We start from the raw sequence: 11,629 nt of genomic DNA, 5'->3' as shown, positions 1-11,629 counted from the left end.
TGCTGGCATGGAAAGCGGCGACATGGGCTCGACCTTAAGGCGGATGTTGCACTGCGGTCAACAGATGCATCTGCAACTTTCAAGCGGCGGGCGCAGGTCGCCGCACCTGCGGCAGGTTGTCGCGGCACGCCGGTTGGCGCCGGCCGGTGCCGGTCGACCGGCCTACAATCCGCCGGATGAACAGGTTCGTTTCACTGCGCCGGCGGCTGTGCAGACAGGCGCCGCGTGCGGCTTTTGCGTTGCTTGCGCTCGGCATGGGCCATGCGCCGATGGCCGCCACGCCGCCGCAGGCCGGCGCCGCCCCGGCGATACCCGACACCATGCAGCAACGCGTGGCCGCCTGCACCAGCTGCCACGGTGCGCATGGCGAGGGTTCGCCGGACAGCGTGGCGATCCCTCGCCTGGCCGGCAAGCCGGCGGGTTATCTGCTGCAACAGCTGGAATATTTCCAGAGCGGCCAGCGCCGGCACGCACCGATGGAATACGTGGTGCGCCAGCTGGGCCCGGCGTACCTGCGCGACATCGCCGGCTACTTCGCGAAGCAGGACGTGCCGTACCGGAAACTGCCGGTGCCGGCGGTGTCCGCGGACACCCTGCGGCGCGGCGAGCAACTGGTGCTGCGCGGCGACTCCACCCGCGGCGTACCGTCGTGCGTCAGCTGCCACGGCGCCAGACTCACCGGCGTGGAGCCGATGATGCCGGGCCTGATGGGCTTGTCGTACGACTATCTCGACACTCAGCTGGTGTCGTGGCGCACGCGCCAGCGCGCGGCCGAAGGGCCGTACTGCATGGGCGTGGTCGCCAATCGCATGCGCGAATCGGACATCACCGCCGTGTCCGCGTGGCTGGCCAGCCACGAGCCGCCGGCCGACATGCATCCGGCACCGGCCAGCGCGCAGACCGAACCGTTGCCGGGCTGGTGCGTGATGGGCAAGAGCGGAGCGGATCGATGACATGGCGGCGACATGGCTGGTGGGTGCCGGCATTGCTGGTGGTGGCGGTGCTGGGCTGGTGGTACCTCGGCCATGGCCAGCCGGTCGCCTCGCCCGCGCAGCGCGCGGCGGATGCCGCCGCGCTGCGCGACCCGGCGCTGATCGCGCGCGGCGAATACCTGGCCACGGCCGGCGATTGCGCTGCCTGCCACACCGCGCGCGACGGCCAGCGCTACGCCGGCGGCCGTTCGCTGGGCACGCCGTTCGGCGACGTGCCGGCGCCGAACATCACGCCCGATCCGGATACCGGCATCGGCCAGTGGAGCTTCGACGATTTCTGGCGCGCGCTGCACGAAGGCAAGGGCCGCCGGGGCGAACTGCTGTACCCGGTGTTCTCCTACACCTCGTTCACCAAGGTGAGCCGCGACGACGCGCTGGCGATCTTCGCCTACCTGAAGTCGCTGCCGCCGGTGCAGCGGCCCGACACGGCGCTGGGGCTGGAGTTTCCCTACAACGTGCGCAGCAGCCTGGTCGCGTGGCGCGCGCTGTACTTCAAGCCGGGCGAGTACCGGCCCGACCCGACGAAGTCCGAACAGTGGAACCGCGGCGCCTACCTGGTGCAGGGCCTGGGCCACTGCAACGAATGCCACAGCACGCGCGATTCGCTGGGCGGCATCGAGCAGGACCGCCACCTCACCGGCGGCCAGATCCCGCAGCTGGACTGGTACGCGCCGGACCTCAGCACGCAGGCCGGCGGCGGCCTCGACGGCTGGCGCGCGCAGGACATCGTCGACCTGCTGAAGACCGGCCAGTCGGCCAAGGGCACCGCGTTCGGGCCGATGGCCGACGTGGTGCGCCTGAGCACCCAGCACCTGCGCGACGCCGACCTGCAGGCGGTGGCCGTCTATCTGCAATCGCTGCCGCCGCGCGCGCCGGCGGCAGCGGTTCCGTTCGTGCAGGCGGCCAGCCACGCGCAGGGCGGCAAGCTCTACGCGCAGCACTGCGCCGACTGCCACGGCAAGGACGGCCGTGGCGTGGCCGGCACCTACCCGCCGCTGGACGGCAATACCTCGGTGACCGAACCGACCGGCATCAACGCGATCCGCAGCGTGCTGCTCGGCGGCTTCGCCCCGGCCACCGCCGGCAACCCGCAGCCGTACTCGATGCCGCCGTTCGCGCAGCAGCTGAACGACGAGGACGTCGCCGCGGTGGTCGGCTACATCCGCCAGTCGTGGTCGAACCAGGCCGCTGCGGTGCAACCGGCCGACGTCGGCACCTACCGCAACACGCCGGTCGACTGAGCAGCCGGCGTTTCGGCGTCGTCGGCGTTACTCCCTGCCTGCTCGCAGGGGGGCGGGGTCCGCTCTTGCTCTTTCTTCCGTCCCGGCGGGGCGCCGTGGCCCTGCCGTGACCGGTGCGAGCGCGCCGGCAGCGCGCTCTTGCCGCCGGCTGCAGCGCACTGCGGCATCCGTACGCAGGCGTCGGCGGGCGCGATTTGACGTGGGTCATGGCAAGCGTGGCGCCGCGCCCGCACGCTGCGGGGGATATCCATCCACCGCTTGCTCACCACGGCTTCCGGGCATGATCCAGCTCAGCTACAGCACCTTCGGCCTCACCAATCTGCCGTTTCTGGAGGCGATCGACGCGGTGGCCCGGGCCGGCTACGCCGGGGTCGAGCTGTCCTTCCACCGCGACCAGTTCAATCCCTTCAACCTCGGCGAGGCCGACCTCGATGCCGTGCGCGCGCGGCTGGACGCGGCGCGGATCGTACCGGCCTGCGTAGCCACCGCCTCGCACTTCTTCACCCCGTCGCGGCCGCACGAACCGTCGCTGCTGACGCTGGACGTGGCCGGACGCAAGCGCCGCATCGACCTGGTCAAGCGCGGCATCCGCGTGGCCCGCCGGCTGGGCGTGAAGCTGGTCACTTTCGGCAGCGGCTTCCTGCGCGACGAGCACGTGCGCGAGGCGGCCGCCGATCCGGGCGAGCTGCTGGCCGACAGCATCCGCGAATGCCTGCGCGAGATCCGCGACGATGAGGACATCACGCTGCTGATCGAGCCCGAGCCCGGCATGTACATCGAGACCCTGGCGCAGGGGCTGGCGCTGATCCGCGCGGTCGGCTCGCCGCGCTTCGCGCTGCACATCGACATCTGCCACGCCTACTGCTCGGAACCGGACTACACCGGCGCGCTGGCGCAGGCGGCGCCGTTCGCCCGCTACCTGCACATCTCCGATGCGCGCGAGGGCCGCAACCTCAGGATCGTGCGGGACGATGCGGTGGCGGGCTTCGACCTGGATGCCGCCAGCACCCTGGTCTATTTTCCCGAGACGGCGGACTACCTGCTGGTGGATCGCCGCCATCCGCTGTACTTCGCCGACCGCGCGCCCGACCCGGCGCGGCGCCGGCGCATCGACGCCCTGCTGGCGCAGGCCGGCATCGACCGGCCGGCAGGCATGGTCGATTACGGCAGCCTGTACGCCGGTGCTTCGCCGCTGGACGACGAGATCTTCACCTACCTGATCTCGGTGCCGGGGCTGAGCTTCGACGTGCTCGAACGGGCCTGGCCGATCGTCGCCCACCTGCGCGGCGTGCGCGGTCCGGCGCTGTTCGAGCGGATGGTCGCCAACACGCGCACCGGCATCGTGCACTTCCACGAGATTCCCGGCGAGGGCACGCTGGACCTGGCGGCGAGTTTCGATGCGCTGAACGCGCACGGCTTCGACGGCTTCGGCTCGGTCGAGCTCTACCACCACGTCGAGGGCTGGCAGCAGGCCCTCGACGACAGCTACCGCCACCTGGCCGCGATCGCGCAGCCGGCATGAGCGCACCCGGCCGTTCCACCGAGCAATCACCATGATCGACTTCGAGGCACTGGGCTGGTCGAGCGATACCGTCGGCGAACTGGACCACCGCCGGCTGAAGGCGCCCAGCGTCAAGCTGCGCGGCGTCCATGCGGGAGCTGCGGGCGACATCGTCTACACCGTCGACCTGCGCCTGCGCCGGCCGAACGCCGACGCCTGCCTGTCGAGCACCGAACTGCATTCGATCGAGCATTTCCTGCTCGAAGGCTACGGGCGCCTGTTGCCGCGGCATTTCGTCGGCATCGGCGTGATGGGTTGCCAGACCGGCTTCTATCTCACCCTGCTCGGCGAAGGCCGGCGTGCCGTCATCGAGGACGCGCTCGAAACCATCCTGAAAGGCGTGCTCGCGGCCGACGCCGTGCCGTATGCGCGCGTCGACCAGTGCGGCCACTGGCGCCACCACGACCTGGCCCGCGCCCAGGCCGTCGCGCGCGAGGTGCTGGCGCAGCGCTCGGCGTGGCGGGACGTGGCATGAGCACCGCGCCGGGCACGCACTGGCAGGTCAGCGCCACGCGCCGGATCGAGTACGACCTGCTCAACGTGGCCGACGTGTTCGACCCGCGCAGCGACGCGCTGCTGTCGATGGGGCGCGTGCAGGACGGGCGCCGTTTCGTGGTGGTCGACGCCTGCGTGCACGCGCATCACGGCGCACGCATCTGCGCCTACTTCGCGCAGCACCGGGTCGATGCCCGCATCATCACTCTGCCGGGCGGCGAGGGCGGCAAGACGCTGGAGGCCTGGCTCTCGGTGCTGCGCGAGCTGGACGGCTTTCCGATCCATCGCCGCGACGAGCCGGTCATCGCCATCGGCGGCGGCGTGCTGACCGACGTGGTCGGTTACGCGGCGGCCAGCTACCGCCGCGGGGTGCCGCACATCAAGGTGCCGACCACGCTGATGGGTTACGTCGACGCCGCGGTGGGAATCAAGACCGGGATCAATTTCAACGGCCACAAGAACCGCCTGGGCAACTTCGAGCCGCCGCGCCGGGTGCTGCTCGATCGCAGCCTGCTGCGCACCTTGTCGCCGCGCCACCTGCGCAACGGCCTGTGCGAGATCGTCAAGCTGGCCGTGATCAGGGACGCCGCGCTGTTCCGCCTGCTGGAGCAACACGGCGCGGCCTCGCTGGCGACGGCGTTCCAGGACGCGCGCGGCGGCGACATCCTCGACCGTGCGATCGGCGGCATGCTCGAAGAGCTGGCGCCGAACCTGCACGAGGAAGAGCTGGCGCGCAAGGTCGACTTCGGCCACACCTTCAGCTATGGCCTGGAAACCCGCCACGGGGACGACCTTCTGCACGGCGAGGCGGTGCTGCTGGACATCCTGGTGTCGACCGCGATCGCGCGGCGCCGCAGCCTGCTCGGCGCGGCCGCGGCCGAACGGATCTTCGCCGTGGTCGACCATCTCGGCCTCGCCCCCGACCTCGCCCTGCTCGACGCCGAACTCATGTGGCAATCGCTGCTCGATCGCGTCGAACACCGCAACGGCCTGCAGCGCGTGCCGCTGCCCGCGGCGGTCGGCGAATGCACGTTCGTCAACGACATCGCGCGCGCGGAAATCGAAGCCTCCATCCAGACGTTGCATGACCGGACCACGACAGACCATGACCGAATCGCCGAACGTTGATGCCGCGGAAATCGCCCACTTCAACCGCATCGCGCAGCTGTGGTGGGACCCGCACGGCAAGATGGGCCAGCTGCACGCGATCAACGAGCTGCGCCTGCGCTTCATCACCGACCGCATCGGCGTGAGCGCGCCGCGCGTCGTCGACGTGGGCTGCGGCGGCGGCATCCTGGCCGAGGCGCTGGCCCGGAGCGGCGCACAGGTGACCGGCATCGACCTGTCGCGATTGTCGCTGGACATCGCCCGCCAGCATGCCGAGCGCGGCGGGCTGGCCATCGATTACCGCGAGCTCGATGCGGAAACGCTCGCCCGCGAGGAAGCCGGCCGTTTCGACGCGGTCACCTGCATGGAGATGCTCGAGCACGTGCCGCAGCCGGCGCAGGTCATCGCCGCCTGCGCCGCCCTGCTCAAGCCGGGCGGCGTGGCGTTCTTCTCCACCATCAACCGCACGTTCAAGGCGTTCGCCTTCGCCATCGTGGCCGGCGAGTACATCCTCGGCCTGCTGCCGCGCGGCACCCACCACTACCGCAAGCTGATCCGGCCGGCGGAGATGCGCGCGTGGGCCGGCGCGGCGGGGCTCGAGTTCAAGGCGGTGGACAGCCTGATGTACAACCCGCTCACGCGCCGCTTCCGCGTTGCGCCGGACCGCGCCGACATCAACTACATGGCCTGCTTCGCCAGGAAGGGCTGAACCCCATGCGACGTTTCCTAGCCTTGTCGCGTTCCGTCCACGGCGTGCTCGACATCGCCATGCCCGGCTTCGTCGCGCTGCTGTGGCTGGGGCATTTCCCGTCGTGGCGGATACTGGCGCTGTGCCTGGCGACGGCGCTGGCCGGCTATACGGCCATCTACGCGCTGAACGACCTGATCGGGGTGAAGGACGACCAGGAAAAGGTCGCCGGCGGGATCACCCCCGGCTACGCGGTGGAGGCGTCCGCCATGCGCTACCCGCTGGCGCAGAACCTGATCAGCATGAAGGGCGCGCTGGCGTGGTTCGGCTGCTGGTTCGCGCTGGCCGTGCTCGGCACCTGGCTGCTGAACCCGAAGATCCTGCTCATCGTATTCGCCGCGGCGGCGCTGGAGGTGCTCTACGTCAAGCTGCTGAAGGTCACCTGGTGGCGCACCGTGGTCAGCGGCCTGGTCAAGTCGGCCGGCCCGGTCGCCGCCGTGTTCGCGGTGATCCCCGCGCCGCCGTGGTCGGGGCTGCTGGGGATGCTGGTCTGGCTGATGCTGTGGGAAATCGGCGGGCAGAACATCCCGGCCGACTGGAACGACATCGAGGAAGACCGTCGCATCGGCGCGCGCACCATTCCGCTGGTCCTTGGCCTGCGCACCGCCAGCGTGCTGGTGGCGATCAGCCTGGGCCTGACCGTGCTGGCCAGCGCACTGCTGCCGCGCCTGTCGCCGCTGGCGGGCGGCTGGCCGTTCCAGTTCGCCATCCTCGCCGCCGGCGCCGGCCTGCTGCTGCCGCCGGCGATAGGGCTCGCGCGCACGCTGGACGGCCGCCAGGCCGCGCGCCTGTTCGACCGCGCCAGCCTGTATCCGCTGGCGCTGCTGGCGATCGTCACGGTGTTGGTGCTGATCCGGTAGGGCACCTGCGGTGCTCTTGCCGATTCAGGCGGTAGGCTGGTGGTGGCCGCCCAAGGCTGGGAGCTCGTTCTTCCCACGTGCCCACGTGCCCAGGTGTCGCCGAGAGCTTTCGTCTGCCTGCGGCAACCACCTCGGGATCTCGTTGTAGGAGCCCGCTCGCGGGCGATACTCTTGATCGCTCTGGTTGGTAGTTCGAAGCGAAGAGCTTTCGTGCGCCGCAAGTGTACGAAAGCTCTGGTTCTTCAGGCGCCCACCGGCGAAGGAAAGGGCGGCGGGCGGTTCCGGCCCGCACTCGGTGCGCAACCGCTGCGCGGTTGCGAGAGCGGAAGAGCCGAGACGCCAAACGTTCAATTGGGAGAGTGGCATGGTGCTGCTAAGACGGCTGGCTATCGGCCAACAGCAGACCTTCGTGAGGAGCAGTACGTGTTGTTGAGCCAGAGTGGGCCGCAGCGCCCTTTGCGCTGCGCCGGCCGGTTCCGAGATAGGCATACTTTCGGCGTATATTTGGGTGCACATCACGCTTTCAAAGGGGGCGACCGTGGGAACACGGCTGGTAGAACGATTTGCCGCTGAGGGCGGTAAACGGCTGATCGAGGCGTTGTCCGAATTCCGCCTCTTGGCGGGATTGGCCGGAGTCCCCGCGTGCCTCGCCGAGGTAGGTGAGCTCTTGGAAGTTGCAGCGGGCGAGTCGTTTATTACCCAAAATGATTCACAGACTGATGTGTTTTTCATTGTCGCAGGGTCGGTAAACGTCATCGTCAACGGCAAGATGGTCAATACTCGCAGGGTCGGAGATCATGTGGGCGAGATGGCTGTCATCGAACCGGCACAGCTCCGCTCGGCGACTATCACCGCACGGGAATCGTGCGTTCTCCTGAAAATCTCTGACAGCGACTTCATCAAATTCGCCGATGCGAACCCTGTGATCTGGAGACGCATGGCCGCAACGCTGTCGCGGCGGCTCTTAGAGCGCAACTCAATGATCGCCCATGCGCGAGAGCAAGTGCGGGTATTCGTGATGTCGTCCGTTGAGGCCTTGCCCGTAACGCGTCTGCTTGTTCAGCACTTCGAACACGATCCCTTCCTAACCGTGGTTTGGGATCAGGGGGTTTTTCGAGCTTCGAACTACACTCTAGAAGAACTCGAGCGCCAGTTGGAACAGGCTGATTTCGCCATTGCTGTAGCGCATGCTGACGACATGGTAATTAGCCGCAGCGACGAATGGCCAGCGATGCGCGACAACGTAGTCTTTGAATTGGGCATGTTCATTGGTTTCTTAGGCCGCAAGCGCGCCTTTCTGATGGAGCCGCGCGAGGATAAGTTAAAGCTACCGAGCGATTTGGCGGGGTTGACCACTGTGCCGTATCGCTACGTCAAAGGCCCCGACGCCCGTGCCTTTCTGGCACCCGCCTGCGAACAGATCCGGGCACGAATCCTGGAAGCTGGTCCGAGAGATTAACGATGTCGCTATTGGATGACATGAAGGAAGCCGTGCAGACCATTGCGCGGAGCGCCTGGAACAAGCGACAAGGTCAAGTCGTTCCCGACCCCGAGGACCTAAGGCTCGGCAATGATGCCGTCGAATTCGATCTAGCGACCGTTCTCTACGCAGACCTTCAAGGATCGACGAACATGGTCGACACGGAAAACTGGCAGCTTAGCGCAGAAGTCTACAAGGCCTTCCTACATTGCGCGGCGACCATCATTAGAGCAGAAGGTGGCAAGATCACATCTTATGATGGCGATCGCGTCATGGGGATTTGGGTAGGGAGCCGCCAAACTACACCCGCCGCGATTGCGGCTTTGAAGATCAACTATGCAGTCCAGAAGATCGTCAATCCTGCGCTGAAGCAGCAATACCCTGAATGGGGTGGTGAGGTGAAGCAGGTAGTAGGGATTGACACCAGCCCCATCCGGGCTGCACGTACGGGCGTTCGTGGCGGCAATGACATCGTATGGGTAGGGCGTGCGGCGAACTATGCTGCGAAACTCACCGACCTGAATTTGGCGGAGCGGACTTGGATCACGGATGAAGCATTTGCACGTCTTCACGATGAAGCGAAATTTGGCGGTGATCCGAAGCAGTTAATGTGGAAGCGCTACCGCTGGTCTAAGCATGGCGACCGCATCATTCACGGATCAACATGGCATTGGGCCATATAGCTTCCGAAAATGCTCAACCGCATCGGCTGGACGCCCGATGAGGGCGATCAGCGGATATTTGATGAATGTCCGCTTCGGGTCGAAAGCGGACGTCGCCATTCCTCACTTATGCCACCTCTCAACGCGACAGGTCGATCGCGTAGGTCGCCGTGCCGTCGCCGTGGTCCTTCAGTTGGCGGATGTTGTCGAGGCCGGCCTCGCGCGCCACGTCCTGTTTGCCGCTGGCGTCGGTGAACACCACCGGGCCGCGGGTCTTCAGCGGCGCGAACCGCCATGAGGTCGGTTCGAGGTCCAGCGCGCCGATCCGCTTCTTGCTCTCCAGCCATTTCGCCAGGATCTCGCGGGTGCCATCGGGGGCGGCCAGCACGATGTTGCCGCCGTCGAGGCCGGGGAAGTGGCCGCCGCCGCTGGCGCGGTAGTTGTTGGTGACCACGATGAACGGCTGGCCCGGCTCGACCGGTTTGCCCTGGAAGGTCAGCGTGGTGATGCGCTGGCCGGCCGGCTTCGAGACGTCGATGACGTAGCGGATGCCACCCTGGATCTGGTCGAAGTTGTAGCCGGTGTAGCGGCTGTTGATCAGCGCCTGTTCGCCGGCCTTCGCCGGGTCGATCCGGTTGAAGCGTTCGGCGGATTTCTCCAGCCAGGCCTTCAGGCCGGCGCCGTCGGTCTTCACCGCGGCCAGCGTGTTCGGGTAGAAGTACAGGTCGGCGGCGCTGCGCAGGGTGAGCGGGCCGGGTGCGACGTCGGTGTAGTCGTCGGGGCCGCCGAAGCCGGTGCGGAACGCGGCGGCGGCGGACAGCACCGGCACGCCGGCCAGTTCGGGGTGCGAGCGCGGCAGTTCGTGGCGCACGTAGTCGGCCTGGGCCGCGTTGACCGGCGCCAGCGCGGTCATGTTGCCCTCGTCGGCGAAGTGGCTGCTCAGGCGCAGCGCGCTTTCGCCGATCGGCGTGTTGACGTAGGCGATCGCGGCCTCGTGCGCCTGCTGCACTAGCGGCGCGATCGCCGGGTCGGTCGGCACGCACTCGACAGCTTGCAGACCCGACTTGTTCGGGCCGCCCGGTTTTCCGCAGATGCGCCGCACCTCGCTGTGGCTTTCCTCGCGGTCAACCACCCAGCGGCCGTTCTTGCGATCCAGCACCAGCCGGATCACGCCCAGGTCCTTGCCGAAGAAGTCCGCCATCACCGCGGGCACGCCGCGCACCAGGCCGCGCTGGGCGTCGACCTCCTTCAGGCCGGCGTAGCGCGGGCCGGGGAACTCGGCGTGCGAGTGGCCGAGCAGCAGCGCGTCGATGCCGGGCACGCCGGCCAGGTGCCAGCCGGCGTTTTCCATGTCCGGGGTGTACGGCGCGGTATTCAGGCCGCCGTGCAGGATCGCCACGATCAGGTCGGGATGCTGCGCCTCGAGTTCCGGCAGGTACTTCTGCGCGGCCTCGACCACGCCGCTGACGGTGACCTTGCCTTCCAGGTTCTGCTTGTCCCAGGCCATGATCGGCGGCGGGGTGAAGCCGATGATGCCGACCTTCAGCGGCACGCTGAGCTTGCTGCCGTCGGCCGTGTACGCCTCGATCCGCCTGGTCACCATCGTCCACGGCTGGAAGATCGGCTTGCCGTCGCGCGCGCTGTAGACGTTCGCCAGCACCAGCGGGAAGTGCGGGCCGGCGCAGCGCTCGCTGTGGCCGCCGTCCACGTTCATCGGGGTGCCGGTGACCTGCGACAGGAAGCGCAGGCCGTAGTTGAACTCGTGGTTGCCGGCGGTGCCGCCGTCGTAGCCCATCGCGTCCATCGCCTGGTAGACGGCCAGCTCCTGCGCGCAGGTCACCGGTTTCACCAGTGCCTGGTAGTCCGCCAGCACGCTGCCCTGGATGGTGTCGCCGCTGTCGAACAGGAAGGTGTTCGGGAACTCGGCGCGGGCGCGGCGGATCAGCGTGGCGGTGCGCTCGTAGCCGAGCGAGGGGTCCGGCTTCAGCTTGTAGTAGTCGTAGCTGAGCACGTTCGCGTGCACGTCGGTGGTTTCCAGGATCGCCACGCTCGCGCGCGCGCCGTCGGGCGTCTTGCCGGCGGCCCAGGGCAGGCTGGAGCAGGCGGCGAGCAGGGCGGCGCCGAGGGCGAGCAGCAGCGGGGCGGCGAACGGGGTCAGGCGAAGCGACATGGCGGTTCCGTGGGACGTGCGGGTTGGGGGCTTGAGAAGGAAACCACTTCCTGTGGCTGTCTTCTGTCGCGAGTCCGGTACCGCCCGGACTCGCTCACATGAACCAGTCACTGGCGTGACTGCTTCATGTCCGGCCATTCGTGGCCGGTCTGAGAGGTTGAAAAAGCCACAACCTCTCAGATCGCGAAAGCTAGCAGATCGGGGTGACCGGATGCTTGCTCGTCGCCGCCGGGGGCGGCCTTCGCCCCATCCGCCGCGCCAAGCCCAACGCCAGTGGAACGGCCTGCCCGCGGCGCCGTTTCGTTGCCGCGGC

Annotated in this window: 10 protein-coding genes; 9 read left to right on the top strand and 1 reads right to left on the bottom strand. The window is 67.9% G+C overall.

The features are described 5' to 3' along the window. The first annotated feature begins 176 nt into the window (after positions 1 to 176). The 9 genes from R2APBS1_RS17710 (at position 177) to R2APBS1_RS17670 (ending at position 9,167) form a co-directional block, all read left to right on the top strand. The gene (locus tag R2APBS1_RS17710; RefSeq protein ID WP_041676822.1) at positions 177 to 953 is read left to right on the top strand and encodes a c-type cytochrome; all 777 of its coding nucleotides are present in this window, start codon (positions 177 to 179) and stop codon (positions 951 to 953) included. Continuing rightward, entirely contained in the window at positions 950 to 2,233 is a 1,284-nt protein-coding gene (locus R2APBS1_RS17705) for a cytochrome c (protein WP_015448970.1), read from the top strand. The genes R2APBS1_RS17710 and R2APBS1_RS17705 overlap by 4 nt, the downstream gene beginning before the upstream one ends. A 280-nt stretch (positions 2,234 to 2,513) precedes the next feature. After that, positions 2,514 to 3,755 carry a sugar phosphate isomerase/epimerase family protein gene (locus R2APBS1_RS17700; protein WP_015448969.1) on the top strand — a complete coding sequence of 414 codons (1,242 nt, stop codon included), beginning with the start codon at positions 2,514 to 2,516 and terminating at the stop codon, positions 3,753 to 3,755. 31 nt (positions 3,756 to 3,786) lie between these two features. After that, positions 3,787 to 4,269, top strand: a complete 483-nt coding sequence (locus R2APBS1_RS17695) for an S-ribosylhomocysteine lyase (protein WP_015448968.1) — start codon at positions 3,787 to 3,789, stop codon at positions 4,267 to 4,269. Beyond that, positions 4,266 to 5,417, top strand: coding sequence for a sedoheptulose 7-phosphate cyclase (locus tag R2APBS1_RS17690; protein WP_015448967.1), 1,152 nt, complete (start codon positions 4,266 to 4,268; stop codon positions 5,415 to 5,417). Before R2APBS1_RS17695 ends, R2APBS1_RS17690 begins: the two co-directional genes overlap by 4 nt. After that, a complete protein-coding gene (ubiG, locus tag R2APBS1_RS17685; RefSeq protein WP_015448966.1) occupies positions 5,395 to 6,105 on the top strand; it encodes a bifunctional 2-polyprenyl-6-hydroxyphenol methylase/3-demethylubiquinol 3-O-methyltransferase UbiG in 711 nt (236 codons plus the stop codon). Before R2APBS1_RS17690 ends, ubiG begins: the two co-directional genes overlap by 23 nt. 5 nt (positions 6,106 to 6,110) lie before the next feature. Beyond that, positions 6,111 to 7,004, top strand: coding sequence for a UbiA prenyltransferase family protein (locus R2APBS1_RS17680; protein ID WP_015448965.1), 894 nt, complete (start codon positions 6,111 to 6,113; stop codon positions 7,002 to 7,004). A gap of 439 nt (positions 7,005 to 7,443) precedes the next feature. Beyond that, positions 7,444 to 8,463, top strand: coding sequence for a TIR domain-containing protein (locus tag R2APBS1_RS17675; RefSeq protein ID WP_236126973.1), 1,020 nt, complete (start codon positions 7,444 to 7,446; stop codon positions 8,461 to 8,463). 2 nt (positions 8,464 to 8,465) lie between these two features. Next, positions 8,466 to 9,167, top strand: a complete 702-nt coding sequence (locus tag R2APBS1_RS17670) for an adenylate/guanylate cyclase domain-containing protein (protein WP_015448962.1) — start codon at positions 8,466 to 8,468, stop codon at positions 9,165 to 9,167. A gap of 118 nt (positions 9,168 to 9,285) precedes the next feature. Here the strand turns inward: R2APBS1_RS17670 and R2APBS1_RS17665 are convergent, their stop codons facing one another. Continuing rightward, positions 9,286 to 11,316 carry a bifunctional 2',3'-cyclic-nucleotide 2'-phosphodiesterase/3'-nucleotidase gene (locus R2APBS1_RS17665; protein WP_015448961.1) on the bottom strand — a complete coding sequence of 677 codons (2,031 nt, stop codon included), beginning with the start codon at positions 11,314 to 11,316 and terminating at the stop codon, positions 9,286 to 9,288. Positions 11,317 to 11,629: the final 313 nt, after the last annotated feature.

The sequence above is a fragment of the Rhodanobacter denitrificans genome, from assembly GCF_000230695.2.
GTDB lineage: Bacteria > Pseudomonadota > Gammaproteobacteria > Xanthomonadales > Rhodanobacteraceae > Rhodanobacter > Rhodanobacter denitrificans.
The sequence above is the reverse complement of the archived record's forward strand: the minus strand, read 5'-3'. Positions and strand labels throughout refer to the sequence as shown.

Bases quoted from the DNA above. Each gene is read 5' to 3' on its own strand.
- R2APBS1_RS17710 (WP_041676822.1), top strand. From the start codon at position 177: ATGAACAGGTTCGTTTCACTGCGCCGGCGGCTGTGCAGACAGGCGCCG.
- R2APBS1_RS17705 (WP_015448970.1), top strand. From the start codon at position 950: ATGACATGGCGGCGACATGGCTGGTGGGTGCCGGCATTGCTGGTGGTG.
- R2APBS1_RS17700 (WP_015448969.1), top strand. From the start codon at position 2,514: ATGATCCAGCTCAGCTACAGCACCTTCGGCCTCACCAATCTGCCGTTT.
- R2APBS1_RS17695 (WP_015448968.1), top strand. From the start codon at position 3,787: ATGATCGACTTCGAGGCACTGGGCTGGTCGAGCGATACCGTCGGCGAA.
- R2APBS1_RS17690 (WP_015448967.1), top strand. From the start codon at position 4,266: ATGAGCACCGCGCCGGGCACGCACTGGCAGGTCAGCGCCACGCGCCGG.
- ubiG (WP_015448966.1), top strand. From the start codon at position 5,395: ATGACCGAATCGCCGAACGTTGATGCCGCGGAAATCGCCCACTTCAAC.
- R2APBS1_RS17680 (WP_015448965.1), top strand. From the start codon at position 6,111: ATGCGACGTTTCCTAGCCTTGTCGCGTTCCGTCCACGGCGTGCTCGAC.
- R2APBS1_RS17670 (WP_015448962.1), top strand. From the start codon at position 8,466: ATGTCGCTATTGGATGACATGAAGGAAGCCGTGCAGACCATTGCGCGG.
- R2APBS1_RS17665 (WP_015448961.1), bottom strand. From the start codon at position 11,316: ATGTCGCTTCGCCTGACCCCGTTCGCCGCCCCGCTGCTGCTCGCCCTC.